The 26,043-nt window shown below is 67.6% G+C and carries 24 protein-coding genes; 5 read left to right on the top strand and 19 right to left on the bottom strand.

Translation table 11 applies throughout. The features are described from left to right. The first annotated feature begins 31 nt into the window (after positions 1–31). A complete protein-coding gene (locus tag V9E98_06960; GenBank protein ID MEI2716720.1) occupies positions 32–454 on the top strand; it encodes an Rv3235 family protein in 423 nt (140 codons plus the stop codon). Here V9E98_06960 and secA read toward each other — a convergent pair whose 3' ends face one another. The 9 genes from secA to V9E98_06915 all read right to left on the bottom strand — a co-directional run bounded on the left by secA (position 455) and on the right by V9E98_06915 (position 9,192). After that, positions 455–2,764, bottom strand: a complete 2,310-nt coding sequence (gene secA / locus V9E98_06955) for a preprotein translocase subunit SecA (GenBank protein ID MEI2716719.1) — start codon at positions 2,762–2,764, stop codon at positions 455–457. Further along, positions 2,700–3,107 carry a hypothetical protein gene (locus V9E98_06950; protein MEI2716718.1) on the bottom strand — a complete coding sequence of 136 codons (408 nt, stop codon included), beginning with the start codon at positions 3,105–3,107 and terminating at the stop codon, positions 2,700–2,702. The genes secA and V9E98_06950 overlap by 65 nt, the downstream gene beginning before the upstream one ends. Before the next feature lie 224 nt (positions 3,108–3,331). After that, positions 3,332–3,937, bottom strand: a complete 606-nt coding sequence (locus V9E98_06945) for a response regulator transcription factor (protein ID MEI2716717.1) — start codon at positions 3,935–3,937, stop codon at positions 3,332–3,334. A 51-nt stretch (positions 3,938–3,988) separates the two neighbouring features. Further along, positions 3,989–4,276: a sigma 54 modulation/S30EA ribosomal C-terminal domain-containing protein gene (locus V9E98_06940; protein MEI2716716.1), complete on the bottom strand. Its 288-nt coding sequence runs from the start codon at positions 4,274–4,276 to the stop codon at positions 3,989–3,991. Between the two features lie 452 nt (positions 4,277–4,728). Continuing rightward, the gene (locus tag V9E98_06935; GenBank protein MEI2716715.1) at positions 4,729–5,394 is read right to left on the bottom strand and encodes a phosphoribosyltransferase family protein; all 666 of its coding nucleotides are present in this window, start codon (positions 5,392–5,394) and stop codon (positions 4,729–4,731) included. 49 nt (positions 5,395–5,443) lie between these two features. After that, a complete protein-coding gene (locus V9E98_06930; GenBank protein ID MEI2716714.1) occupies positions 5,444–6,352 on the bottom strand; it encodes a HAMP domain-containing sensor histidine kinase in 909 nt (302 codons plus the stop codon). Beyond that, complete coding sequence (locus tag V9E98_06925) at positions 6,264–6,959, bottom strand: hypothetical protein (GenBank protein ID MEI2716713.1); 696 nt, start codon at positions 6,957–6,959, stop codon at positions 6,264–6,266. The genes V9E98_06930 and V9E98_06925 overlap by 89 nt, the downstream gene beginning before the upstream one ends. After that, positions 6,959–7,636, bottom strand: a complete 678-nt coding sequence (gene mtrA, locus V9E98_06920) for an MtrAB system response regulator MtrA (protein ID MEI2716712.1) — start codon at positions 7,634–7,636, stop codon at positions 6,959–6,961. Before mtrA ends, V9E98_06925 begins: the two co-directional genes overlap by 1 nt. A 59-nt stretch (positions 7,637–7,695) precedes the next feature. Beyond that, positions 7,696–9,192, bottom strand: a complete 1,497-nt coding sequence (locus V9E98_06915) for a hypothetical protein (protein ID MEI2716711.1) — start codon at positions 9,190–9,192, stop codon at positions 7,696–7,698. 85 nt (positions 9,193–9,277) lie between these two features. On the opposite strand from V9E98_06915, the gene V9E98_06910 reads away from it, so the two are divergent. Next, positions 9,278–10,834 carry a PQQ-binding-like beta-propeller repeat protein gene (locus V9E98_06910; GenBank protein ID MEI2716710.1) on the top strand — a complete coding sequence of 519 codons (1,557 nt, stop codon included), beginning with the start codon at positions 9,278–9,280 and terminating at the stop codon, positions 10,832–10,834. A gap of 57 nt (positions 10,835–10,891) precedes the next feature. Here the strand turns inward: V9E98_06910 and ahcY are convergent, their stop codons facing one another. The 8 genes from ahcY to V9E98_06870 form a co-directional block, all read right to left on the bottom strand. After that, positions 10,892–12,322, bottom strand: a complete 1,431-nt coding sequence (ahcY, locus tag V9E98_06905) for an adenosylhomocysteinase (GenBank protein MEI2716709.1) — start codon at positions 12,320–12,322, stop codon at positions 10,892–10,894. A 98-nt stretch (positions 12,323–12,420) separates the two neighbouring features. Beyond that, complete coding sequence (locus V9E98_06900; protein MEI2716708.1) at positions 12,421–13,428, bottom strand: cation diffusion facilitator family transporter; 1,008 nt, start codon at positions 13,426–13,428, stop codon at positions 12,421–12,423. Between the two features lie 55 nt (positions 13,429–13,483). Next, complete coding sequence (locus tag V9E98_06895) at positions 13,484–14,560, bottom strand: type I phosphomannose isomerase catalytic subunit (GenBank protein ID MEI2716707.1); 1,077 nt, start codon at positions 14,558–14,560, stop codon at positions 13,484–13,486. After that, on the bottom strand, positions 14,557–14,745 hold the full coding sequence (locus tag V9E98_06890) for a Trm112 family protein (GenBank protein ID MEI2716706.1): 189 nt from the start codon (positions 14,743–14,745) through the stop codon (positions 14,557–14,559). The genes V9E98_06895 and V9E98_06890 overlap by 4 nt, the downstream gene beginning before the upstream one ends. Continuing rightward, the gene (locus V9E98_06885; GenBank protein ID MEI2716705.1) at positions 14,742–16,142 is read right to left on the bottom strand and encodes a phosphomannomutase/phosphoglucomutase; all 1,401 of its coding nucleotides are present in this window, start codon (positions 16,140–16,142) and stop codon (positions 14,742–14,744) included. The genes V9E98_06890 and V9E98_06885 overlap by 4 nt, the downstream gene beginning before the upstream one ends. Positions 16,143–16,159: 17 nt before the next feature. Then, positions 16,160–16,525, bottom strand: coding sequence for a DUF3499 domain-containing protein (locus V9E98_06880; GenBank protein ID MEI2716704.1), 366 nt, complete (start codon positions 16,523–16,525; stop codon positions 16,160–16,162). A gap of 285 nt (positions 16,526–16,810) precedes the next feature. Then, the gene (locus V9E98_06875) at positions 16,811–17,059 is read right to left on the bottom strand and encodes a WhiB family transcriptional regulator (protein ID MEI2716703.1); all 249 of its coding nucleotides are present in this window, start codon (positions 17,057–17,059) and stop codon (positions 16,811–16,813) included. 454 nt (positions 17,060–17,513) lie between these two features. Beyond that, complete coding sequence (locus tag V9E98_06870; GenBank protein ID MEI2716702.1) at positions 17,514–20,171, bottom strand: bifunctional FO biosynthesis protein CofGH; 2,658 nt, start codon at positions 20,169–20,171, stop codon at positions 17,514–17,516. 59 nt (positions 20,172–20,230) lie between these two features. Here V9E98_06870 and cofD point away from each other — a divergent pair, with 59 nt between their 5' ends. Both cofD and V9E98_06860 read left to right on the top strand, forming a co-directional pair. Then, positions 20,231–21,196 carry a 2-phospho-L-lactate transferase gene (gene cofD, locus V9E98_06865; GenBank protein ID MEI2716701.1) on the top strand — a complete coding sequence of 322 codons (966 nt, stop codon included), beginning with the start codon at positions 20,231–20,233 and terminating at the stop codon, positions 21,194–21,196. Between the two features lie 48 nt (positions 21,197–21,244). Beyond that, positions 21,245–22,720, top strand: a complete 1,476-nt coding sequence (locus V9E98_06860; GenBank protein ID MEI2716700.1) for a coenzyme F420-0:L-glutamate ligase — start codon at positions 21,245–21,247, stop codon at positions 22,718–22,720. Positions 22,721–22,824: 104 nt separating this feature from the next. On the opposite strand, the gene V9E98_06855 is transcribed toward V9E98_06860, so the two are convergent. Next, positions 22,825–23,886 carry a hypothetical protein gene (locus tag V9E98_06855; GenBank protein ID MEI2716699.1) on the bottom strand — a complete coding sequence of 354 codons (1,062 nt, stop codon included), beginning with the start codon at positions 23,884–23,886 and terminating at the stop codon, positions 22,825–22,827. A 209-nt stretch (positions 23,887–24,095) separates the two neighbouring features. Continuing rightward, entirely contained in the window at positions 24,096–25,175 is a 1,080-nt protein-coding gene (locus tag V9E98_06850) for an NDP-sugar synthase (GenBank protein ID MEI2716698.1), read from the bottom strand. 108 nt (positions 25,176–25,283) lie between these two features. Here V9E98_06850 and V9E98_06845 point away from each other — a divergent pair, with 108 nt between their 5' ends. Beyond that, positions 25,284–25,982 (top strand): TIGR03089 family protein, encoded by a 699-nt coding sequence (locus V9E98_06845; protein ID MEI2716697.1) that lies wholly within the window; start codon positions 25,284–25,286, stop codon positions 25,980–25,982. Positions 25,983–26,043 lie beyond the last annotated feature (61 nt).

Genomic DNA, 26,043 nt, shown 5'->3' with positions numbered 1-26,043 from the left:
CCAGCAGCCGCAACGGCCGCAACGACAGGACGTGCAGAAGCAGGACGCCGGACAACAGGGCGGGCAACAGCAGGCCTTGGCGCTGCAATGGCGTCCCCGAGGCGTGGACCCCATCCCCCAGCATCGGGTCCCGTCGCTCCCCGACGACACTCAGCGTTGGATCGCGCGCATCGCCGCTGCGGTCGTCGAGGTCAGCAATGGGGATCGGCCGGCCCGGCAGATGTTCCGCGTGCTGTCACCGGCGACACTCGAACGGCTGCAGCGTCGGGCGCGGGTGCGTCCCGGCCGCAACGGTCCCGTCCGTTCGGTGACGTCTTTGCGACTGGCCCAACCGGTCAGCGGCGTTATCGAGGCGACGGCCGTCATCCAGGGGGCGCGCCGATTCCAGGCAGTGGCGCTGGAGCTGAGGCGCAGGCGCGGGCAGTGGGTCGTGACCGCCGCCGAGGTTCGCTGATCAGCGGCCGCGTTTGCGGTTGGCCCGCTGGGCCCTGCGACGCTCGGCCCGCGACGCGTTGGGGTCGACTTCGACTTCCTCGGGTTCGTCGGAGTGGGCAACGGTGCGCACCGAACCCCCGGTGTCGATCGACGGGGCCGAGTACTCCATGTCACGCGGCCGGGACGGTCCGAGGCCCTTGGCGCTGACCTCGGGGCGCGCCGGTTCGACGTCTCCGGTGGCGACTGCCGCCGCGAGTAGGTCGGCCACGGCGCCGTCGGACGCATCGGTCAGGGATTCGACGGCTTCCTGTACGTCTTCGTCGACCTGGTTGACCTGCACCTCGGCGTTGAAGAGGTACCCGACGGTTTCCTCCTTGATGCCTTCCATCATGCCGTTGAACAGGTCGAAACCTTCGCGCTGGTACTCGACGAGCGGGTCCTTCTGCGCCATGGCCCGCAACCCGATGCCGTGGCGCAGGTGATCCATCTCGTGCAGGTGTTCCCGCCACCGCCGGTCGAGGACGGACAGCACGACCCGTCGCTCGAATTCGCGCATGCCCTCGGAGCCGAGTTCCTCCTCGCGGCGCTCATAGGCAGCCTGGGCGTCATCGACGATCTCTTCGACGACGAAGTCGGACGTCAGGTCGGCCAACTCACCGCCACTGGCCGCAACGAGGTCGTCGACTGTCACGGCCACCGGATAGAGCTGGCGCAGTGCGGTCCACAAAGTGTCGAGGTCCCAATCCTCGGCGTAGCCCTCGGCGGTCGCGTTGGTCACATAGGCGCGGATCGTGTCATCGATGAATGCGCGCACCTGGTCGCTGATGTCCTCGCCCTCGAGCACCCGCTGCCGCTCTTCGTAGACGACGAGCCGCTGACGGTTCAGCACGTCGTCATACTTCAGGACGTCCTTGCGGATCTCGAAGTTCTGGGCCTCACGCTGGGTCTGGGCGTTGGCGATGGCCTTGGTGACCATGCTGGCCTCGATCGGGACGTCATCGGGGACGTTGAAGCGGCGCAGGAACGCGTCCACGATGTCCGCCTTGAACAGTCGCATGAGGTCGTCCTGCAGCGACAGGTAGAAGCGGGTCTCGCCGGGATCTCCCTGACGGCCCGAGCGCCCCCGCAACTGGTTGTCGATCCGGCGCGACTCGTGCCGCTCTGTGCCGAGAACGTACAGACCACCCGCAGCGGTGACCTCGTCGTGCTCCAGCGCCACAGCCTCTTGGGCGGTCTGCAACGCCTGGGGCCACGCGGCCTCGTATTCCGCGGGTGTCTCGACCGGGCTGAGCCCCTGTCGTGCGAGTTCCTGGGCAGCCATGAACTCGGAGTTGCCGCCGAGCATGATGTCAGTTCCGCGGCCGGCCATGTTGGTGGCGACGGTGACCGAGCCCTTGCGACCCGCCTGGGCGACGATCGTGGCCTCGCGATCATGCTGCTTGGCGTTGAGGACTTCGTGCTTGACGCCCCGCTTGCGCAGTTGCGCGGACAGGTACTCGCTCTTCTCGACGCTGACCGTGCCCACGAGCACCGGCTGACCGTTGTCGACGTGCTCGACGATGTCCTCGACGACCGCGGCGAATTTGGCCTCCTCCGTGCGATACACGAGATCGGGCTGGTCGACGCGGGCCATGGGACGGTTGGTGGGGATGGGGACGACGCTCATGCCGTAGATCTGCCCGAACTCGGCGGCCTCGGTCATGGCCGTTCCCGTCATGCCGCTGAGCTTGTCGTACAGACGGAAGTAGTTCTGCAGTGTGATGGTGGCCAGTGTCTGGTTCTCGGCCTTGATCTCGACGTTCTCTTTGGCCTCCAGCGCTTGGTGCAAGCCTTCGCTGTAGCGCCGTCCGGCGAGGATCCGGCCGGTGTGCTCGTCGACGATCATGATCTCGCCATCGATGACGACGTAGTCGCGGTCCTTCTTGTACAGCTCCTTGGCTTTGACCGCGTTGCTCAGGTACGACACCAGTGGCGAGTTCACGGTGTCGTAGAGGTTGTCGATGCCGAGCTGGTCCTCCACCCGATCGATCGAACTCTCGAAGATGGCCACGGTGCGCTTCTTCTCGTCGACCTCGTAGTCGTCGTCCCGTCGCAGCGACCGCGTGATACGCGCGAACTCCACGTACCAGTGGGGCGCATCGTCGGCGGGACCACTGATGATCAAGGGTGTGCGCGCCTCGTCGATGAGGATGGAGTCGACCTCGTCGACGATCGCGAACGGATGACCGCGCTGGACCATCTCGTCCTTCGTCCATGCCATGTTGTCACGCAGGTAGTCGAACCCGAACTCGTTGTTCGTTCCGTAGGTGATGTCGGCGCCATAGGCGATCTTGCGTTCGCGCGGGAGACATCGGCGCCAGGATCGCCCCCACGTCCAGCCCCAAGAATCGATGCACCCGACCCATCCATTCCGAGTCCCGCTCGGCGAGGTAGTCGTTGACGGTGACCACGTGGACGCCATCGCCGGTCAGCGCGTTGAGGTAGGACGGCAGGGTGGCGACGAGGGTCTTGCCCTCACCGGTCTTCATCTCGGAGATGTTCCCGAGGTGCAGCGCCGCACCGCCCATGATCTGCACATCGAAGTGGCGCTGACCCAAGGTGCGCCGGGCGGCCTCGCGGACGGTGGCGAAGGCCTCGGCCTGAAGGTCGTCGAGCGGCTCGCCGTTCGCGATCCGCTCCTTGTACTGAGGCGGTCAACGCCCGCAGTTCCTCGTCGCTCATGGCGACGAACTCGTCTTCGATCGCGTTGACCTGGCGGGCCACCGATTCGAGTTTGCGGACGACGCGTTTCTCCCCCACGCGGAGGAGTCGTTCCATCAGTGCCACTCTGACGCCTTCCTGAGTCCAAGGTTGTCCATGGTAGTCGGAGTCCGGGCCCGGACCGATGCGTGCGGTTTCAGCCCAACCGGATCAGCCCGGCGCGCACGGCCCGCACGACCGCCTCGGTGCGTGTTCGGGCCTGCAACTTGTCCAAGACGTTGCGGACATGGTTGCGAACGGTGTTCTCGGAGATGAACAGAGCGTCGGCGATGGCACGGTTGCCCTTGCCGTCGGCCATGTGCCCGAGGATCTCCTGCTCCCGGCTGGTCAACTGCCCCACGGTCTCGCGGCCGGCCCGACCGGCGCCCGCTATCCGCTCGAGCAGGGCGGCTCCGACGTCGGGCGACACCACCGGCGAACCGGCCAGCGCCCCCGTGACGACCCGACGCAGCTCGCCGACATCGCCCTCTCGGTCCCACAAACCGTTGACGCCCTCGTTGACGAGTTCCAGGACGCGATCGTCCGGATCGGCGACCGTCACGACAACGGAGATCCCTTGGTCACGGGCCGCGGCGCAGACAGCGTCGTCATCAGCGAGAAGCCGGACATCCAACAAGACGAGGTCTGGCGGCTGCTTGCCCAGAGACTCGCGCAGTTCCGTGACTGTGGCAGCTCCTGTGACGTCGTAGCCCGCGGCGCGCAGCACGCCCACCAGGCCCGTGCAGGAACACCGGAGTCGCATCGGCGACGACGATCTGGGAGGCGGGCGCCGCCGGCTGAGGTTCGGCGGTGTTCAACTGGCAGCGCGTCCGTCCTCGGCAGCGACGTCGAGCCGGATCAGGCCGTAGTCGTAGCCGCGCCGTCGGTAGATGACGCTGGGCCGCTCGGCATCGACGTCGTAGTAGAAGAAGAAGTCGTGCCCGACCGCCTCGAGGGCGTCGAGCGCGTCGAGCACAGTCATCGGCCGCGTGGTGTGGGTCTTCTGGCGCACCAGAACCGGACCTTCTGCCAGCACGACGTCCGGAGGCAGCTCGTCTGCCTGGTCGTCGGTGTCGGGAAGATTCGCTGACGACGCGACCACTGTCGATCTCGACGTCGGAGGACACCACGCGGGCGTGACGACGGCGCTGACTGCGACGCTTGTCCGACATCCGCCGTAACCGTTCCGACAACGTTGCCGTGGCGTCATCGAGCGCCGCGTACTTGTCGCCGGCATGCGCCTCCGCGCGAACCAACGGCCCGCGCCCGTGACACGTGAGTTCGACCTCGATGGCCCGTTCCGACATCCGGGGGTTGCGTTCGCGGGACACTTCGACGTCGATCCTCGAAATGTCCAACCCGAAGCGGTCGACGCGGGTCAACTTCTCTGTGACCAACTCCCGGAACCGATCAGACACGTCCAGGTGACGACCTCGCACCACGATCTCGACAGCCATGACCCCTCCTCGCTTCAGACAACAATGGCTTCAGCCGACAGAGTCGGCCGCTGCCGGCAACTGTCTGGCTTCCGCCGACAGTTGTCCTGTTTTCACGCTAACGCGTCCCCGGGCTTGATGCTTCGATGGGTTGCCCGATCCAGGACCGATCAGCATGAACCGGCTCCGCGTAGCAGACCGCCACGACGCCCAACACGGTGCCGCCCGAGGAGCGCAGGGCTCGAACCGCCTCCCGCACGGTGGCACCCGTGGTGATGACGTCATCGACTACGAGAACCCGGCCGACGGCAGTTGCCGCAAGGGCACCGGACAGGTTCGCCCTGCGCGCCGCATGGTCCAGGGACTTCTGTGGACGAGTGCGTCGCACCCAGCGCAAGGCGGGCAGGACGGGGAGAGCGCCCCCGGCCGCGATCTCCCCTGCAGCGTCGAACCCTCGACGCAAGCGCGCTCGCCGGGTCGCCGGGATCACGACGATTCCCTCAGCGCGTGCGGATTCAGGGTGATCTCGGATGGCCGACTGCAGCAGCTGCGCGAGGGGTCGGCGCAGCGCGGTGATGCCGCGGTCCTTGTAGGCAAGGACGAGATCGCGCGCGGTTCCCTCGTAGGTCGCCGCCGCAACCACCGGGAGCCCACTGATCCGGCCAAGGCGGGGGGTCGCGACCGTGGTGGCACACTGGCGACACCACCACGTGCGTTGCTCGGCGCATCCGACGCAGCGGGCCGGTACGAGCAGGTGGCGTGCCACTGCCAACAGGTCCGTCATGGGCCGACCTTCGCGCCCGAGCACGTCGAGCGCACCCGAGTGCACTCGATCAGGGGACGAGTTGCTGTGTGGTGCGACTGTGGACCAGTGGCAGCGTGAGAGTGAAGGTGCAGCCCAACCCGGGGGCTCCGCTGACGGTCAGATCCCCGCCGTGCAGTCGGGCGTCCTCGCGCGAGATCGCCAATCCCAGTCCCGTGCCGCCCAGCGTGCGTCGCCGGGAGGGGTCCGCGCGCCAGAAACGCTCGAAGACCCGCTCCGCGTCAGCGGGTGCCAAGCCCACGCCATGATCGGTCACCGTGACACGCACCCGCCGGGCATCACATTTCACTGCGACTTCGACGGGGGCGCCGGCGCCGTACTCGACCGCGTTGACCACCAGGTTGCGCACGACTCGACCGATCCGGCGGGCATCACAACTCACAGCGCAGGAATCCGCTGCCTCCACCGTCAGGACACAGCCGTGGTCGTCGGCCACCGGCCGCAGCGCATCGACCCAGTCGGACACCAACCGGGCCAGGTCCACCTCCTCGTTGTCGAGCGCCACCTCGCCCGCATCCATCCGGGAGATCTCCAGAAGATCATTCAGCAGCGCATCGAACCGCTCCACCTCGGTGACGAGCAACTCACTCGTTCGCTCCGAGACCGGGTGTCCCGTCCCACTTCCCTCATGCATCACCTCGGCGGCCATCCGGATGGTCGTCAGAGGGGTCCGCAGTTCATGGGACACGTCGGCGACGAACCGGCGCTGCATCTCCGAGAGCCGGCGCAACTGTTCGATCTGGTCCTGGATCGAGTCGGCCATGCCGTTGAAGGACTCTGCCAGGCGGGCCATGTCGTCCTCGCCGTCGACCTTGATCCGGCTGCTGAGATCACCGTCGGCGAGTTCCGCGGCGGCTCGGGACACTTGCTGGACGGGACGCACGAGTCGCCGGCTGAACCACCAGGCCAGTGCTCCCAAAGCGAGAACGAGCGCCAGTCCGACTGCGATGACGGTGGAGCGCACCAAGCGAGATCGTGCGGTTCACGCCGTCGAGTCCGTACAGGTAGTACAACTCGTAGGGTCCGAAGTCGCCGATGTTGACTGGTGTCCCCAGGATCAAGCCCGGCTCGACCCTTCCGTCGCTGTAGGTGATGTCGGCATACACCCAGGCAGGCGTGCGCCGAGTACGTAGCGCATCGACCAACTGCGGTGGCAGGGAGTCGGCGGACACGAGTTCGGTGGACTGTGCGGGCAGGTCCGGGGCTTCCGGAGCGGGCTGCAGCACGACGTCATAGGCGGGCGGTTTGCCGGCCCTGTCCGCGAGGGCCTCGACGAGCGCGTCGACGGTGTCCTGCGGTGTGGGCTGCGGGTTCGTGGTCGCGAAGGTGCGCGCGATCGAGCGGCCCGCCGAGACCTCGGCGAGAGCTGTGTTCTGGGCTGCGTCGAGAAGCCCCTCGGACACGCGCTGGATGAGGACGATCCCCGCGACCCCCACGACGAGAACAGTCACCAGGACAGTGCTGACGACGGTTCGGAACTGCAGTGAGCGGCGCCAGAACCGCACCACGGGCAGCCCGTCGGCCATCAGTCCGATCCGGCCTTGTATCCCACCCCGCGCACGGTGATCACGTACTGCGGATTGTCGGGGTCGATCTCGATCTTGCCACGCAACCGCTGCACGTGGACATTGACGAGTCGGGTGTCAGCAGCGTGCTGGTAGCCCCAGACCTCGCGCAGCAGCATGTCCCTGGTGTAGACCTGCCACGGCTTGCGCGCGAGACAGGCAAGAAGTTCGAACTCCAGCGGCGTCAAGGAGATGACTTGACCAGCGCGAGTGACCGTGTGGCCCGAGTAGTCGATCTCGAGGTCGCGCAACCGGATGACCTCCGGGGCGACCTGAGCCGCGGGCCGCATCTGGGCTCGGATCCGGGCGATGAGCTCTTTGGGCTTGAACGGCTTGACAACGTAGTCGTCGGCACCCGCCTCGAGTCCGCGCACCACGTCGGTGGTGTCGGTCCGGGCGGTCAGCATGATGATCGGGGTGTCCGACTCGGTGCGGATCTGCCGGCACACCTCGATGCCGTCGGCCCCCGGGAGCATCACGTCGAGTAGCACCGCGTCCGGGCCGAAGTCCCGAAACGCCGCCAGCGCGGAGCCGCCGTCGGAGCAGACTCCGACCGAATAGCCCTCGCCTTTGAGCACAATCGTCAACATCTCGGCCAGCGCCGGATCGTCATCAACCACCAGAATGCGACCTGTCACTGGCCCATCATGACACCAGCGTCCGGCGGGTGGGCGCACCCACGTCGGGACCGGCGTTGTCAGGCGGCCCGTTCGATCATGCCCACGACGGCGGCGACGCCGAGCACCGACCGCGGCGAGAAGGGTGAGCGCCACAGGCCCCCATGGGCTGCGGCGTCGGTGAACAGTTGTGTCGGATGCGCCAACTCCACCGCTGGGTCGGCCGCCGACCGTGGATCGCGGAGGTCCCGCACGAGCATGGCGGCCATCAAGGCGTTGGTGGTGGCTGGTTCGAAGATCTCCAACCCGAACCGGCCCGCACCCGCGTAGGCCGCGGCCAGCATGCGGTTCTTGACCACTGAGCGCGTTCGGGTGGCGGGCGCCACGTTCAGGGACACCCGACGGCCCCGGTTCCGCCAGTCCAGAGCGCGCCAACGCTGCATCCGCTTTGCCAGAAGGTAGTTCGGACCCTGTTGGGGGACGAGGCAGTCAGCCACCGCGTACTGGACTCCGGTGTCGTCGCGCATCATGTCGACGTAGTGGGGCTGGAACAGATTGGCGGCCCGCAGGGGCAACCTCGTGGCCCGGGCCAGGTGGTGGTGCCGCCAGCGCTCACGGGAATCGAGCACCACGTCCGGTCCCACCTGGAACGCGTCTGTCGGTGTCGCCAGGAACGCGGGCACCGTGTGCACGCCACAGGTATCGGCCAGGTGCGTCATGAGGGCGTCGGCAGCCAGGGACAGTCTCACGTTCGTGGCGCCGTCGGCGTACAGGTAATTGCCGAGCACGAGGTCACCGCCGAAGCTGGAGATCCACGACGCGATGGCCGGCAATTCCGTGAGCAGATCAGCGCCGGCAGCGTCCGCGACATCGTCGATACTGCTGCCCGGTCCGATGCCGGCGCCCGGCGCGACGGGTACCTGCAGGATTCCCGGGGTCCCCTCGACCGCGGCGATGATGCGCCGCCACACTCCCGGGCCGGGTAGGTCGATCGCGAGGACCTGGGCCCCCCACGACAGCAGTTCCCGCAGGGGCGCGAGTTCCGCCCCTGCGCCCAGCATCACGATCGTCGTGTGGGACAGATCGAGCCAGTCCGGGTTGTCGATCATGGCGTCGACGGCGACCTGGAAGGACGGTTCGACAACCCCGGCCGCCACCCAGCGGCGCACCTGGGCCCGTAGATCCGACCCTTCGAGTGTTCGCCCCCGATAAGGGATCTCGAGTCCGGTGCGCACGGCCGCACCTCCCGGGAACGAGCGGGTCGCCAACGCCCCGGGCAGTTCGCAGGCCAGGGCCAACGGATGCTCGGCCCCGTCGACCACGAACCCGAACGCACCTGACAGGTACTCCAGGCCGGCGCTTGCGGCTGCGACCGGCAGCTCGGCATCACGACCCGAGACAGCGACCAGGTCCCGCGCCGGGGCGACGTAGTTCTTCCGCCAGTCCGAGGTTGCCCGGATGCGGCGAGCCAGGCGGTTGTCCACGGCGTCCGCGGCCGCCGCGAATGCGGCCCGACCGGTGGCCGTTGTCGATCGGCGGCCGTCTTGCTCGGGGAACTGCACTCCGTTGTCCGACACCTGGTCTCCTCACGTTGGCGCCATCCTTCAACATCGGCAGGTGGCGTTGCCCGGTCGGCAACCGATGTCTGCTTACCCTGAGGCAGTGAGATCCGCGCGCTCGACCTTCGCCCTGCTGGGAGTCTTCGTGCTCGCCGCCTTCGTTCTGTTCTGGTCGATGCGCTCGGATCCGGTGCAACAGGCCGCTGCCGGGGCCGATCTCCCGACCGAGTCACCCGCTGCTACCCCACCGTCCCCGGCCGTACCCGGCGACAGTCCGTACTGGTCCGACCCTGCTGGGGTCGGACAGCCCTACCCGCCGGGAACGGTCACCGGGCTGATCACCTTCCGGGGCAACCCGACCCGGACCTTCTACGGCACGGGCCCCCTGCCCCGTGAGGCACCCGTGCAAGCCTGGCGGTACCCCAGCAAGGGGGGCCTCTGCGGCACCTCCGACGACGGCGGTGGCCCGGAAACCTGGTGCGGCACGGGTTGGACGGGCCAGCCGGCGGTGTTCGATCGCGACGGCCGCACCTGGCTGGTGTTCGGCGCCTACGACTACGGCGTGCACTTCCTCGACGCCAACACCGGTGAGCAGATCCTGCCCCCTTACAAGACCGGGGACATCATCAAGGGCTCCGTCACCATCGACCCCGACGGCTTCCCGTTGGTCTACACGGGTTCCCGCGACAACTACCTGCGGGTGTTGTCGTTCGACGGCGACAAACCGCAGGAACTGTGGAAGTTGAGCGCCGACGCCGTCTCACCGGTGCAGTGGAACAACGACTGGGACGGCTCCCCGCTCGTCATCGACGACTACCTGTTCGAAGGCGGTGAGAACAGCCAGTTCCACATCGTCAAACTGAACCGGTCCTACGGCCCCGACGGCAAGGTCACCGTCGACCCGGAACTCGTGTTCAACGCACCAGGTTGGGATGACGAACTGCTCGAGGAGTTCGGCAGCAACCAGGTGTCCATCGAGAACTCCGTGTCGATCTACAAGGACACCGTCTACTTCGCCAACAGCGCCGGCCTCGTCCAAGGCTGGGACATCGCCGGCCTGCAGGACGGCGCCAAACCCGAGCGGGTGTTCCGGTTCTGGACGGGTGACGACACTGACGCTTCCATCGTCATCGACCAGGACGGCTTCTTGTACGTCGGATCGGAGTACGAGAAGGGCAACACCCGCAGCAAGCAGGTCGGCCAGATGATGAAGCTGGATCCCACCAAGCCCGACGACCCCCTTGTGTGGAGCATCAAGGACCCGGGGTCCGGCGGAATCTGGGGCACACCTGCCCTCTACGAGGACGTCGTCGTGTTCGACACCAACGCCGGCGACGTCCTCGCCATCGATCGGGCCACGGGCCAGGAACGCTGGCGCTTCCAACTGCCCGGTCCGACCTGGCAGTCTCCTGTGGTCATCGACGACGTCCTGCTCATCGGCGACTGTGACGGTACGATGCACGGCTTCGACATGGGCAACACTGCCGTCCAACCCACGGAGCTGTGGAAGGTCGACATCGGGGGTTGCATCGAATCCACACCGGCGGTGTGGGGCGGGAAGATGTGGTTCGGGACCCGCGACGGCGGGATTCACGCGCTGTTCCCCGCCGATCAGGCAACAGCAGCCCCGATGCCCGCACCCACCACGAGCAGCCAGTAGCAGCAGGCGCGGAGTGTTCCTCCGCGCCGCTGCTCCACTGTCAGTGGATGTTGTGAATCAGTAGCGGTAGTGATCCGGCTTGTACGGCCCCGCGACATCGACACCGAGATACTCAGCCTGATCCTTGCTCAGTTCCGTGAGGTCGACACCGAGCGACTCCAGGTGCAACCGAGCCACCATCTCGTCGAGATGCTTGGGCAGCACGTGCACGCCGATCGGGTACTCGTCCCGCTTGGTGAACAGTTCGATCTGAGCGAGTACCTGGTTGGTGAAGGAGTTCGACATCACGAACGAGGGGTGCCCGGTGGCATTACCCAGGTTCAGCAGCCGACCTTCGCTCAGCATGATGATCGTGTGACCGTCGGCGAACTGCCACTGGGCGACCTGCGGTTTGATTTCGGTCTTCGTGGCGACATCCTCCAGGCCGGCGACCTCGATCTCGTTGTCGAAGTGCCCGATGTTGCCCACGACCGCCTGATGCTTCATGCGCGTCATGTCCTCGACGGTGATGACGTCCTTGCAGCCGGTGGCAGTGACGAAGATGTCCGCGACCGAGACCACGTCGTCGAGACGCGCGACCTGATAGCCGTCCATCACCGCCTGCAGAGCGCAGATCGGATCGATCTCGGTGACGATGACCCGCGCTCCCTGACCCCGCAGAGAATCCGCGCAGCCCTTGCCCACGTCGCCATACCCGCACACGACGGCCGTCTTGCCACCGATCAGCACATCGGTGGCGCGGTTGATGCCGTCGATGAGTGAGTGGCGGCAACCGTACTTGTTGTCGAACTTGCTCTTGGTCACCGAATCGTTGACGTTGATCGCGGGGAACAGCAGCGTCTGGCCGGCCATCATCTCGTAGAGGCGGTGAACCCCGGTGGTGGTCTCCTCGGTGACTCCGATGATGCCGTCGGCGACCTGTGTCCAACGCTGCGAATCGCGGGCCATGGTCTCGCGGAGAAGTTCGAGGACGACCTGGTACTCCTCGTTGTCGCCTGGGCCGGGCATCGGCACCGCCCCGGCGCGCTCGAACTCGACGCCCTTGTGGATCAGCAGCGTGGCGTCACCACCATCGTCGAGCAGCATGTTGGGCCCGCCCTCGGGCCAGAGCAGCGCCTGCTCGGTGCACCACCAGTACTCCGGCAGTGTCTCGCCCTTCCAGGCGAACACCGGGACACCCCGCGGGTCTTCAGGGGTGCCGTCCGGACCCACGACGACGGCCGCGGCCGCATGATCCTGGGTGGAGTAGATGTTGCAGGATGCCCACCGCACGTCCGCCCCCAGAACTGTCAGCGTCTCGATGAGGACGGCAGTCTGGACAGTCATGTGCAGCGATCCGGTGATCCGGGCGCCACGCAACGGCTGCTGCGCTGCGAACTGGGAGCGCATGGCCATGAGGCCGGGCATCTCGTGCTCGGCCAGGATGATCTCGCGGCGGCCGAAGTCGGCCAGGGAAAGGTCGGCGACCTTGAAGTCGGAAACGGACATCATTCTCCTCGTGATGCAGGTGGGGTTGTGCAGGCAATGCCTGGGGACGTCACGAGGCTTCGTTGGTCCGACCCCGGTATTCTGCCACAGGCCGCTGATCAGCGCCCAGAACCCGGATCCGAATCCGAGGAACCCTCGTCTGAGCCTGGGCTCCGGGCTTGCTCGGAGGCCACCTCAGCAGCGGACTTGTACTCAACGTGGAACAGATCCGGCTCGAGGTAGACGAGGCAGGCCTTGCCGGGCATGGCCTCGCGTACGCCCACCTCGGCCTGGTCGATGAGATCTGCGATCTGCCGACCGCTCGCGTCAGCCGGCACGGCGATCTTGGCGGCGAGCAGCACCTCGTCGGGCCCGGTGTGCAGTGATCGCATGTGGATCACGCGCTCGATCCCCGAAACCTGCTCGATGGCGGCGCGCATCGCGGCGTCCTCCTCGGGCAGCGCCGCCTCCCCGGTCAACATCGAGGTCATCTCCATGCCGAGGAAGATGGCGATCACGATCAGCAGTGTGCCGACGGACATCGCTCCCAACCCGTCAAAGGCACCGTTGCCGGTCACGACCGCCAACGTGACACCGATGAGCGCGAAGACCAGACCGAAGAGGGCACCGGTGTCCTCGAGCAGGATCACCGGGAGTTCGGGGTTGCGGGTGTCGCGCACGAATCGGAACAGGTTGCGTCGCCCGCGGGACTTGTTCGACTCCTTCAGCGCAGTGCGCAGTGAGAACGACTCGAGGATGATGGCCACGATCAACACGATGAAGGCGATCTGGGGGTCGTTCAGAGGTTCCGGGTGCTGGATCTTGTGAAAGCCCTCGTACAGCGAGAACAGTCCGCCGACGAGGAAGAGGATGATCGCCACGACGAATGCGTAGACGTACCGCAGCCGGCCGTATCCGAACTGGTGGGTTTGGGTGCGCTCCTTCTGACTTCGTTTGTTGCCGACGAGTAGGAGCACCTGGTTGCCGGAGTCAGCCAGCGAGTGGATGGCCTCGGCCAGCATCGACGACGACTGCGTGATGATGAACGCCACGAATTTGGCCACGGCGATGCCGAGGTTCGCCAGAAGGGCGGCGATGACCGCCCGCATGCCACCTTCGGTGCTCATGAAGCACCGCTTCGCGGCGCTGTACTCCTCGCGACGCCGCTTCGCGGCGCTGTACTCATTGCGACGCCTCTGTCGCCGCCACGACCACAGCATGGCCGGTCGTGGTGACGCGTGCCGCAGCTGCCTGGGCGGGAATCGCAATCGCCTGGCCAGCTTGCGCCACTTTGGTTACCGAATCGGTGGTGACGTCACCACTTCCGGCGAGCACGACCACCAGTCGGTAGGCCCCAGTTGGTGCGTCGTACGTCTGTTGGCCCGCAAGGGTCTGGACCCGGAACGGAGCGCCGGCGGGTGCGTAGCAGTGGTCAGCGGGAGCACGGATGATCACGGCGCTGCGATCGTCGCGGATAGCGGCGAGGCTGTGTTCGACCGACATGCGTTTGCCGGTCAACCCGAGCCGCAGGACGTTGTCGGAGGAGTTCATCACCTCGAACCCGACTCCCGCGACATAGGCGTGAGGCACGCCGGCCGGGACGTAGACGGCGTCGCCCGGGGCGAGCAGATCGGATGCGAGCAACGCGGCGACCGCCACTCCCCGATCGGTTCCGAAACGATCGGCCACGAATGCCATGTTCTCTTCAGCGACGTCTCCTGCGCCTGCGGCGCGAACAGCGCGACGCCAACCATCGACGTCGGTAGCCACGGGACGGTCGCCGAGCAGCAGCCGCACGGCAGTGGCCCGATCGGCAGCATCCAGGGCAGCGAGCACGGCTGCGTCGGCCCCCACAGCGGCCAAGATGTCGCGTGCTCGCTCGGCCGGGGTCCACCCGGCCAGAATCCGGAACGGCTCGATGGCGATGAGCATCTCGGTCTTCTCCGCGGAGTCGGCCAAGAGATCAGACGCCGTTGGGTCCCGCGCCCAAGCCTCCGCGGTCTCGGCGTCAGGGTGGACCTGCAACGACAAGGGGGACCCAGCGGCCAGGATCTTCGCGAGCAACGGAACCCCCGCGATCCGATCGGCCATGGTCCCGTCCCCCATCACGACCGGCGAAGGCCCCGACGGATGCGCCCCGAACCACAACTCCGCCTGTGGGCCACCGGTGGGGACCGCAGTCCACTCAGCCAGGCCATCCCGCTTACCCCAGTCGTAGTCCTGACGGAAACCACCGACCAGGACCGGCTCGGTGCTCACCCGGACCCCTGCCGGGCCTCATCGATCAACATGATCGGCAGTCCGTCTCGTACCGGATAGGCGGCACCGCACTCGGTGCAGACCAGTTCGTGACGGTCTTCGTCGACACGAAGCTCGGCGTGATGAGGCTGCGGGCAGCGCAGCAGCTCCAGGAGCAGGGGGTCCAGGCCCAAGGTGGAACTCACGCGTCAACTCCTGTTCGGATGACAGCCAGCACCTCGTCGCGGATGGCGGCCAACGTGGCGTCATCGGCTGCCTCGGCGTTCAGACGGAGGAGCGGCTCGGTGTTGGAGGGCCGCACGTTGAACCACCACTGCGGGGTGGACACGGTCAGGCCATCGAGCTCATCGACGTCGCCGCGTCCGGTGAAAGCGTCCCGCACCGCAGCAATAGCGGCCCCTACGTCCGCGACGGACGTGTTGATCTCGCCGCTGGCGACATAGCGCTCGTACTTGGTCATGATCTGGGACAAGGCGGTTCCCGGCTCGGTCCGGCCGAGGGCAGCCAGAGTATGCATGGCCGCCAACATGCCGGAGTCGGCCCGCCAGAAATCACGGAAGTAGAAGTGACCGGAGTGCTCTCCCCCGAACGCCGCTCCCGTGCGCGCCATTGTGTCCTTGATGTAGCTGTGTCCCACGCGTGTGCGTTCCGGCACGCCACCGAGTTCGCTGATGAGTTCGGGGACTGCTCGGCTCGTGATGAGGTTGTGGATGATCGTCGCCCCGGGCTCCGCTGCCAGGACCTTCTCAGCGATGAGTCCGGTGATCGCTGATGGGCTCACTGCCTCGCCACGTTCGTCGACGACGAAACACCGGTCGGCGTCACCGTCGAAGGCCAATCCGATGTCGGCCCCCAGCGCGACGACCCGCTGCTGCAGGTCCACCAGGTTGGCGGGCTCGATGGGGTTGGCGTCGTGATTGGGGAAGGTGCCGTCCAGTTCGAAGTACATCGGAACGATCATGAGCGGCAGCTCCGGAAGACCGGCCCGGGTCCCCAACACCGCGGGTACCGTGTAGCCACCCATGCCGTTGCCGGCATCGACCACGACCCGGAGTGGTCGGATTCCACTCAGGTCGACCAAGGAGCGCAGGAACGCCGCGTAGTCGGCCAACATGTCGCGGTCGCGGACCGTTCCCGGCGGCACGTCGGCATCCGGGATCGGTCCCTGACGGACCGCCTCGCGAATGTCGGCGAGTCCGGTGTCCTCCCCGACGGGCGCCGCACCGGCGCGGCAGAGTTTGATGCCGTTGTACTGGGCCGGGTTGTGGCTGGCCGTGAACATCGCGCCGGGGAGCCCCAACCGCCCTGCGGCGAAGTACAGACCGTCTGTCGAACACAGTCCGATGCGGATGACGTCACAGCCTTGACCCGTGACCCCGTCGGCGAATGCCGCTACCAAGTCTGGACCGCTGGGCCGCATGTCGTGTCCGACGACGATCGCTCCGGGGCCACCCGCGGAGGGCGCCGCTGCGACCACTTGAACGAATGCTGCCCCGACATCGCGGGCCAGGGATTCGTCGAGTTGGTCCGGGACGACGCCGCGGACGTCGTAGGCCTTGATGATTGCGTCAAGATCGCGCACGGCCCGAGCCTATCGGTTCAACTGTCCGCGTCTCTCAGTACGCGCAGGTGGCCCCGACGGGTGACTTCGAGTGTGCCCGCCGGGACCGGAGTCTCAGCAGCCGGCACAGGGGTGCGCGGTCGGCCGGCCTCGCGGACCGCGTCCGCGAGAGCTTCGAGGTCGTCGCTGCTGGGTTTGAGCGCATCCGGATCCGGCTGAAGCCTCACGACCTCCCAACCGCGCGGCGCGGTCAAACGCTCGCTGTGCGCCTGGCACAGGTCGTAGCAGTGTGGTTCGGCGTAGGTGGCCAACGGACCCAAGACGGCGGTGCAGTCCGCGTAGACGTAGGTGAGGGTCGCAACAGCCGGCCGCGTACAAGACGGCTTACTGCATCGGCGGGCCATACTCACGAGGCGAAGATTACCGCCCGCCGGAGTGTGGTCCACGCATTGGCGCCGTGTCGCACCCACCGCGTTCGACTCGCACGCGTCTGTGCCGACCCGGACTCGTCACCGTCGGACTCGCCCCCCGCGGAATGGAACTGGTCTGACTCAAGCAGGGAGTCGGCCTCACCGGGACGCGCCCATCGGGCTGCGCGCCACTGCAACGGTGTGACGCACTGCCAGGCGCGAAGTCCGATAGCTGGTGCGAAATCGCCCGGTGAGGCCGATCGGCAGTCGACCCTCCGGTCAGCCGGCGGCTTTCTTCAAGCGGCGGCGTTCGCGTTCGGACAGGCCTCCCCAGATGCCGAACCGCTCGTCGTTGGCGAGTGCGTATTCCAAGCACTCGGAGCGGACATCGCAGGACAGACAGACCCGCTTGGCTTCCCGGGTGCTGCCACCCTTCTCTGGGAAAAAGGCCTCAGGATCGGTCTGGGCGCACAGCCCACGCTCCTGCCAGGACAGTTCCTCGTTCTCGGTCATCGGAAAAAAGACCATCTCACCCACCGTGGTTCCTCCCTTTTCTGTTCCCCAGCCACGGAAATACGTCGGCGGCGGAACCGAAGACCCGAGTACCCCTACCCGGGCCGGTAGCCCCACGTGGTCCGGTTCCCCGGCGCTGACGTGGTTGTAATTACATGGGTGTGACTCGGAGTCGTCAACCCCAATTCCCATATCTGTGGATGACTTGCCGCCGAAATGCCACATCTTGGGTCATTCGTGGGTTCCATCCACAGCCATACGGGTGATTGGCGGGCATCTGGGTGACGGGCGGGCGTGGGCGTCCCGGCTGCCCAATCGGCGGTCCCCCACCGAGCCCCCGCCGATCCCCCTCCGAGCCCCCACCGAGCCCCCTGCCGAGCCCCCACCGAGCCCCCTGCCGAGCCCCCTGCCGACAGACACCCGGCGCCGAGCGACCGCGGTTGTTGGGGAGCCGGCCAGGAGCGCCGCCTCAGCGGCGGAGGCCTTCCGTCGCAGGCGAGTCGTGGGCTGGGTCGAGTGCCGATTCGGGATTCGAGGGGAGCTGCGAGGGGAGCTGCGAGGGGAGTTCCGAGGGGAGCTGCGAGGGGAGTTCCGAGGGGAGCTGCGAGCCGAGCGCAGAGTAGAGCGTGGTGCGTTGCCGCGCCGGGCGACCGATTCCCGCGGCGATGTGCTCGAGTTCGGCCACAGTCATGGCACTGCCGTGATCGGATCCCGCCATCCGCGAGATGGTCTCCTCCATCAGGGTCCCGCCGAGGTCGTTGGCGCCGGAGGTGAGCATCACCTGGCAGCCACGCTCCCCGAGCTTGACCCACGAGCATTGGATGTTGGCGATGGCACCGTGCAGCATCAACCGGGCCATGGCGTGGACGGCGCGGTTGTCCCGCGCGGTGGGTCCAGGTCGCGCCACTCCCGCGAGGTAGACCGGCGACTGCTGGTGGACGAAGGGCAACGGAACGAACTCCGTGAATCCGCCCGTGATCATCTGGATGTCGCGGATGGTCCTCAGATGTTCCACCCAATGCCGCGGATGATCCACGTGTCCGTACATCATCGTGGCGCTCGACGGCAGTCCGGCGCGGTGCGCAGCTGTGATGACATCGATCCAGGTGTCGGCGGCCAGCTTGCCCTTCGTCAAGACCCACCGGACCTCTTCGTCGAGGATCTCGGCGGCCGTCCCCGGGATCGAGTCCACACCCGCTTCCCGCGCCAGCGCCAGCCACTGCTCCACGGGCATCTGCGACCGGATCGCCCCGTTGACGACCTCCATCGGCGAGAAGGCGTGCAGGTGCACGGTGGGCTGGCGCCGCTTGACCTCCCGAGCCAAGTCGAAGTAGGCGGTGCCGGGCAGATCGGGGTGGATCCCGCCCTGCATGCAGATCTCGGTGGCCCCGGACGCAACGGCCTCGTCGACCCGCTCCCCCACCTGGGCAAGACTCAGCGTGAACGCATCCGGATCGTCATGGCGCTGGGCGAAGGCACAGAACCGGCAACCGGTGTAGCAGACGTTGGTGAAGTTGATGTTGCGATTGACCACGTAGGTGACATCTGACCCGACGGTCTCGGCGCGTACGGCGTCGGCCAGCGCACACAACCGGTCCAAGGCGGCACCGTCACACGACATCAACGCGAGTGCCGCCTCGTGGTGAGCGCGTTCGGCCAGCGCGGCGGGGTCGCGTTCGGCGAGGTCGAGCGCCTGGCCGACATCGCGGGGCATCGAAGCGCCCGGCACGCGCCGGGCACGCTGCGCGATCTCCGTCCAGTCGCCGAACACCGTGTCAGCGTCGCCTCGCTCGGCCGCGGAACGACCGGTGATGTCGATCGTGGCCGCGAGATCGGTGCGTCCGCCGCTGTTGCGGACCGCGAACTCCTCGTAACCGGGGTCCTGCTCCTGCCAGGACAGTCCGACTGGCGCCCGCGTCGGATCGAACCGACCGGTGGGGTCGGCCAGCGCTGCCACATGCGGGTGCAGGCGCGGGTCGATCCACGTGGCGGCATCAGCCACATACTCCGGATGCACCGTCAGACGTGGGGCCAACTCGAGACCTTGGCCGGCGGCGATCGCGGCCAGGGCCTCGATCTGCGGCCACGGGCGTTCGGGATTCACGTGATCCGCGGTGACGGGGCTGATCCCACCGAGGTCGTCCACACCACCCGCGAGCAAACGGGCGACGACCTGGGGAGCGCTCAGATTCGGTGGAGCCTGGATCCGAACGCTCGGTCCCAGGAGGACCCGAGCGGTGGCGACCGTCGCGAGGTAGGCGTCTTCGTTCGCGTCGGGTCGAGCCCGGGCGGCCGTGTCCGGCTTGGCCCGGAAGTTCTGGACCAGCACCTCCTGGATGTGTCCGTACTCGCGAGCCAGGCGCCGGATGTCGAGCAGGGAGGTGACGAGTTCGTCCGGCGTCTCGCCGATCCCCACCAGGATCCCGGTGGTGAACGGGATCCCCAACCGCCCGGCGTCCTCGATCATGCGCAGCCGAACCTGCGGGTCTTTGTCCGGTGAGCCGTGGTGGACCTCGCCGGGGTCGGTGAACAACCGGCGCGCCGACGACTCGAGCATCAGCCCCATGGAAGGCGCGACCGGGCGCAATCGGCGCAGATCCGCCCAGTCGAGCACGCCGGGGTTGAGGTGCGGCAGCAACCCCGTCTCCTCCAGGACCGAGATCGCGCTGGCCCTCAGGTAGGACACGGTGTCGTCATAGCCCGCCGCGGCGAGCCATTCCGCGGCCGCCGGCCATCGGTCCTCGGGGGTGTCTCCGAGCGTGAACAACGCCTCCGCGCATGCTGCCGCCGCACCTGCCCGGGCGATGTCGAGCACCTCGGTCGGTGTGAGGTACTCCTGCTGCCCGGAGCGGCGCAGCGCAGCGGGATCCGTGGCGAACGTGCAGTAGTGACAGCGGTCGCGGCACAACCGGGTCAGCGGGATGAAGACTTTGGGCGAATACGTGACGACGCCTGGCCGCCCTGCCGCCAGCAGTCCCGCATCCCGGATCCGCCCGGCGACCGCCAGGAGTCGGTCCAACTGCTCGCCGCGGGCGCACAGCAAGGCCACGGCCTCACGGGGATTGATCGTGGCGCCTCTGTCGACGCGTCTGATCGCCCGCTCGACCTCCCGTTCACTGACCGGCACGGGTCCACCGTACGCGGCCCGGCGCAGTCCGCGTGCCGATCACCTGTCACGATCGGCACATGCAGGTGACGGTTCTGGCGGGTGGTTTCGGCGGCGCTCGGTTCCTGACCGGGCTGCGCTCCCAGTTGGATTCCGGGATCACGGCGGTGGTCAACACAGCCGATGACATCGTGTTGCACGGCTTGAACATCTCCCCGGACCTGGACACGGTCATGTACACCTTGGGCGGTGGGCTCGACGACGAGCGGGGCTGGGGACGGCGAGACGAGGCGTTTCGGGCCAACGAGGAGTTGCAGGCGTACGGCATTGCGAACACGTGGTTCGGTCTCGGCGACCGCGACCTGGCGACCCACCTGGTACGCACCCAGATGCTCCTGGCCGGGTATCGCCTCACCGATGTCACCACTGCGCTGTGTGTGCGCTGGCAGCCCGGGGTGCACATCCTGCCCATGACCGATGACCGGGTCGAGACCCACGTGGTGGTGTCCGACTCCGAGGGGCGGCGCGCGCTCCATTTCCAGGAGTGGTGGATCCGGCATCGCGCCGAACTGCCGGCCGAGGAGTTCGTCCAGATCGGCGCCGACGAAGCCTCTGCGTCTCCCGAGGTCCTCGCCGCCCTGAAGGAGTCCGACGTCGTGCTGTTGGCGCCGAGCAATCCGGTGGTGAGTATCGGGGCGATCATGTCGGTGTCGTCGATCCGGGAGGCCGTCCGCGCCACCGAAGCCCCCGTGATCGGGGTCTCCCCCATCATCGGTGGCCGCGCGGTCCGCGGCATGGCCGAGCAGTGCCTGGCCGCCATCGGCGTACCACCGACAGCCACTGCCGTGGCCCAGCACTACGGCGCCCGCAGCAGCGGCGGACTGCTCGACGGGTGGCTGGTGGCGCCCGAGGATGCCGCTGCCGTACCTCAACTGACCGACGCCGGAATCATGACCCGGGCCGTTCCCCTCGTGATGAACGATCCCGACCGGGCTGCGGCGTTGGCGGCGGATGCACTGGACCTGGCTGCGGCGGTTCGGGCATGACTCCCACAGCCGCCGAATGGGGCTCCGAGGCATCTCACCCCTCCCCGTATGAAGCGGAACACCCCCGCAGAGAAGCGGAACACCCCCGCTACGAGGCGGAACACCCCCGCTACGAGGCGGAACACCCCCGCTAGCGAGGCGGAACACCCCCACAGCGAGGCGGAACACCCCCGCTACGAAGCGGACCAACTGATGGTCCTCGCTCCCGATGGCATCGGCGAGATCACCCGGGGGACGGATCTGGCGCGTGTGATCGCCTTGGTGCTCGCCACCGCGCGCTGGCCCGATGGCAGCGTAGGGGCCGAGCCCGGCGACGTGGTCGTGGTGACGAGCAAGGCGGTGGCCAAGGCCGAGGGCCAAGTCACCGCGGCCGACAGGCGACGCGAATCGGAGGAGTCCGCCACCGCCGACGTACTCGCCGAGGTCAAGGGCACACGGATCGTGCGCACCCACTCCGGTCTGGTGCTGGCCGCCGCCGGCATCGACGAGAGCAACACCGAGCCTGGGACGATCGTGCTGTTGCCGGCCGATCCCGATCGATCCGCGGCGGAGCTGAAGACGAACGTCGAAGCCGCCCTCGACGTCAGGCCCCTGGCCGTCGTGATCACCGACACGATGGGGCGGGCGTGGCGGCTGGGTCAGACCGATACGGCCATCGGCGTCGCGGGCTTGCCGCCACTGATCGATCTGGCCGGCTCCGACGATGCCCGAGGGCGGACTCTCGCCGTCACCGCACCGGCAGTGGCCGACGAGATCGCGGCCCTGTCCGACCTGGTGCGCGGCAAGGCCGCGGGGCGACCCGTCGCGGTGGTGCGCGGCCTTGCCAGACTCGTCACCGCCACCCCCGGCCCGGGAGCTGCCGCACTTGTGCGCCCGATCGAACAGGACGAGTTCTCGTTGGGCAGAGCCGCCGCCCACCGCGAGGGACTGCGCGCCGCTGTGGGCAACCGCCGCACTGTGCGGGCCTTCCGCCCGGATCCGGTCCCGGCCACCCTGATCGTTGACGCGGTCGGCGATGCCATCGCCGCTCCGGCACCCCACCACACCACGCCGTGGCGTTTCCTGCACGTGAGGGGCGCACGTCGCGTCGAGCTACTGGACGAGATGGCCAGTCAATGGCGGACTGATCTGGACCAACTCGACGGTTTCACCCCCGAAGCGATCGAACGTCGCGTGCGCCGCGGCGACGTACTGCGCGCCGCACCTGAACTCGTGCTGCCGTTCATTGCCCTGGCCGCCGGCGCCCACAGCTACCCAGACGCGGCCCGACGCAGCCATGAGCGGGACCTGTTCCTGCTGTCCGGCGGCGCAGCCGTACAGAACTTCATGATCGCCATCGCGGCCCGGGGTGCCGCCACTGCGTGGGTGTCATCCACTGTCTTCTGTCCCGACGTCGTACGCCGCGTGCTCGACCTGCCGACCGATTGGCAGCCGCTCGGAGCGGTGGCGGTCGGCTTTCCCGCCACCACTCCACCGCCACGCCCCCCGCGCGATCCCGGCTCACATCTCACGGTGCTCGACTGAGTCACGGTGCTCGACTGAGCCGAACAGACCGTTCCCGACCGAGCCCAGAGGACCTGTTCGCGAGTGGACCGTCAGGCCCAGGATTGAGCCCCGGGCCCGCAGCATCACTCGATCCGGACGGACTCCTTCGGGGTGGTCAACTTCTTGCCGCTCTTGGTGCAGGTCGCGGCGATCTTCCAAGACCCGGCCGTCGTCAACTCGGAACGCAGCGCGTCATCGAAGACGGCTTGGCCTGACTTGGCGATCGTCGCCTTGCCCAGCGACACCGTGGAGCCACTGCGGGTGGCCTTGGCCTTGCATTTCGTCTTGGCCGGACCCGCGATGCGCAGCGTCCGCTCGTCGCCGGACGTGAGCGCGTTGGGCATCGGCACGATGCCGGCCTGCGAGGCTTTCTTGCCGAGCTTCAGTTTCAGCGAACCGGTGGCCGCCGCAGCCGGGAGTGACGGCGAACTCGCCATGGCCTTGTCATACGCCGCGGAAGTGTCATACGTCGCGGCCTTGTCATACACCGCAGAAGCGCTCGTCGTGGACATCGGCTCGGCCTCGAAAGGTGCCTGGTAGGTATCCGTGTACCGACCGGTCCCACCGGCCACAGCGTCGTATGGGCTGGTTCCCGACACGATCGCCACGTCGAGGTCGACCGATGCGGCAACCAGTTGTTCCCCGGGAACCCTGCTGAGCGAGACGGGTCCCACTGCGGTCCCGTTCAGGCTGCCGGGTGTCCCGCCGGAGAACTTGATGCTCCAGAAGCATCCGACCAGCCCCGTGCCGTCGATGTCATCGAGCACGACGTCGGTGGGCGTGAAGTCAGGCCCCAGGGTCACGGTGACGTCGGCGGAGGCTGGGAACGCGAAGTCACAGATCAGCGAGAAGTTGCCGGAGCGCCCGTTCGCCTTGTTCTGCGCCGTTCCCGAGACGGTCGTGGCCACGTCCGCCACCGTGATCGGGACGTCAGTGCATGCGAATGGGACCCCGACGACGGGGAAGATCGAGCCTGGCGGGAAGGCCTGCGGACACTTCTGACGCACCAAGTCCGGATTCTGGGCTCCGATCCCGATCTGGACCATCACCGGCGGGGTGCGGGTCAGGGTCACGCGGTAGTCCTGGACCCGGTCCGGGGTGGGAGCGGCACTGCCGGGCATCGCGGGCGTGAGGGTGAGGGCCACCGCAGCGACGCCGAGTCCCAGCAGGCGAAGCAGCCCTGGGCGACGGGAAGGTGGCGAAGATGCGGAAGGCGCGGAAGGCGCGGAAGGCGCGGAAGGCGCGGAAGGTGGGGAAGGTGACGAGGTGGTGATTGACGGGTACATGAGGACTCCCCTCGCAACTACGTTCCGTAATTCCAGAATACGCTCCGCAGTCGCGCCTACCGCACCCGTCAGCGATCCGAACTGAAGCGGATCGCCCCGTCCCCGATCACCGCGTCGGGCCAGACGCGGGCACCGCGCACGAGTTCCACCCCGGCGCCGATCTGCGCTCCTTCGGCCACCACGGCACCGGACAACACCGAACCCGCCCCGATACGTGCGCCGGTGGCGATCACGCTGTTCTCGATGACCGCATCGGCGGCCACCTGCACATCGGACATGAGCACGCTCCCGGCGACATGTGCGCGCGGGCCGACGACGCTGCCCGTCCCGACCACACTGCCGTCGGTCACGACCGCGTCGGACGCCACATCCGCGCCGGGCAGAACGATCTGAGGCCCGTCGTGGTCGGGCACTGCGCTGGATGGCACCCGGCCCAGCACCAGATCCGCCGACCCGGTGACCAGCGACAGCGGCGTTCCCAGATCGAGCCAATAGCCGTCGTCGACCACGCCGGTGAGCCGTTCCCCGGCGCTCAATAGCGCGGGGAACGTGTCGCGTTCGACACTGACGACGGTGTCGGGGGGGATGCGGTCGATGACCTCGCGGCGGAACACGTAGCATCCGGCATTGATCTGATCGGTGACGATCTCAGCCGGTGTTGTCGGCTTCTCCCGGAACTCCGTCACGCGCCCGTCGGCATCGGTCGGCACGAGCCCGAACGCACGAGGATCCTCCACGCGTGTGAGGTAGAGCGTCACCTCGGCTTGCGTCCGGTCGTGCTCGGAGACCAAGTGGCGCAGATCGACACCGGACAGCACGTCGCCGTTGAAGATCAGCACCGGCTCGTCGGGGCCGCAGGTCAGTCCCGCGGCGGCGTGCCGGATGCCACCTCCGGTCCCGAGCGGCTCGTCCTCGGTCAGACACACGAGTTCGACCCCGAACCGGCTGCCGTCGCCGAAGTACTCAGCGAAGACCTCGGCTCGATACGACGTGCCGAGCACGATCCGGGTGACCCCCGCGTCGCGCGCGCGGGCGATCTGATGGGCGGTGAAGGGCACCCCTGCCACCGGCAACATCGGCTTGGGGGTATTGATCGTCAACGGACGCAACCGGGTGCCCTGACCGCCGACTAGGAGAATGGCCTGCATAGGGCCACCGTGGCACAGCACCCTGCGCCGTTGCACGTAACCTTCCCCCAAGAGCCATTCCCCGCTCCCCAGCCGGAGCCCCCCAGTGAGCAAACCAGTGAGCGACCAGTGAGCGAACTGTCCGACCTCTTGGCCGACCGCACTCGCCGTCGACCAGCGGATCCGGTCGTGACGTGGTACGGGCCGCACGGCCAACGCGCCGAGTTGTCGGCCGTCACCTTGTCGACCGCCGTGGCCAAGACAGCCGGACTGCTGCGCGACGAATGGGAACTCGAGCCAGGGGCCGCTGTGCGACTACGGCTGCCGCTGCACTGGCAGCTCACCGTCTGGTTGGCCGCGTGTGACGTGGCCGGCCTGACCGTCGTGTGGGACGAGGGTCCGGTGACCCTGAGTGCGGGGGCGGTGGCCGCCGACGTCCTGGCGGACGATCCCGAGATCGCCGTCGTGGTGGCGGTCGACGCCTTCGGGCTGCGCCCGGGGCCCGTGCCCGCGGGCGCCTGGGACCACACGAGAGAGGCCATGGGACAGCCCGATGTCCTGGTCGGTCCCGCGGCCGCTGGTGCGTGGCACACCTCGAAAGAACTGCTGCCCGCCAAGGTTCTGGCCGCCCGAGCCAGACACGAGGCCGAGGAACTTCACGTGACCGAGCGGCTGCTGGTGACGGGTCCGCTCGACCCGCGGACCGCCCTGGCGTCATGGGCCATACCGATGGTGGCCGACGCCACCGTGGTGCTGGTCGACGGCGCCGACCCGGAGCCGATCGCACACGCCGAACGCGCCACAGCGCGACTGACCGCGGAACCGTGACCCTGTCGCAACCGTCCGAGCGTTGTGCAGATAGGGGGTGACCCGGTCCGTCACTTACAGT

This window comes from Candidatus Nanopelagicales bacterium (assembly GCA_037045355.1).
Classification (GTDB): domain Bacteria; phylum Actinomycetota; class Actinomycetes; order S36-B12.
The sequence above is the reverse complement of the archived record's forward strand: the minus strand, read 5'-3'. Positions and strand labels throughout refer to the sequence as shown.

Excerpts from the sequence above, each read along its gene's own strand:
- cofD (MEI2716701.1), top strand. The coding sequence starts at position 20,231 with ATGCAGGTGACGGTTCTGGCGGGTGGTTTCGGCGGCGCTCGGTTCCTG.
- V9E98_06875 (MEI2716703.1), bottom strand. The coding sequence starts at position 17,059 with ATGGTCTTTTTTCCGATGACCGAGAACGAGGAACTGTCCTGGCAGGAG.
- ahcY (MEI2716709.1), bottom strand. The coding sequence starts at position 12,322 with ATGTCCGTTTCCGACTTCAAGGTCGCCGACCTTTCCCTGGCCGACTTC.
- V9E98_06935 (MEI2716715.1), bottom strand. The coding sequence starts at position 5,394 with ATGACGGACCTGTTGGCAGTGGCACGCCACCTGCTCGTACCGGCCCGC.
- V9E98_06945 (MEI2716717.1), bottom strand. The coding sequence starts at position 3,937 with ATGCGACTCCGGTGTTCCTGCACGGGCCTGGTGGGCGTGCTGCGCGCC.
- V9E98_06850 (MEI2716698.1), bottom strand. The coding sequence starts at position 25,175 with ATGCAGGCCATTCTCCTAGTCGGCGGTCAGGGCACCCGGTTGCGTCCG.
- V9E98_06900 (MEI2716708.1), bottom strand. The coding sequence starts at position 13,428 with ATGAGCACCGAAGGTGGCATGCGGGCGGTCATCGCCGCCCTTCTGGCG.
- V9E98_06925 (MEI2716713.1), bottom strand. The coding sequence starts at position 6,959 with ATGGCCGACGGGCTGCCCGTGGTGCGGTTCTGGCGCCGCTCACTGCAG.
- V9E98_06880 (MEI2716704.1), bottom strand. The coding sequence starts at position 16,525 with ATGGCCCGCCGATGCAGTAAGCCGTCTTGTACGCGGCCGGCTGTTGCG.
- V9E98_06860 (MEI2716700.1), top strand. The coding sequence starts at position 21,245 with ATGAAGCGGAACACCCCCGCAGAGAAGCGGAACACCCCCGCTACGAGG.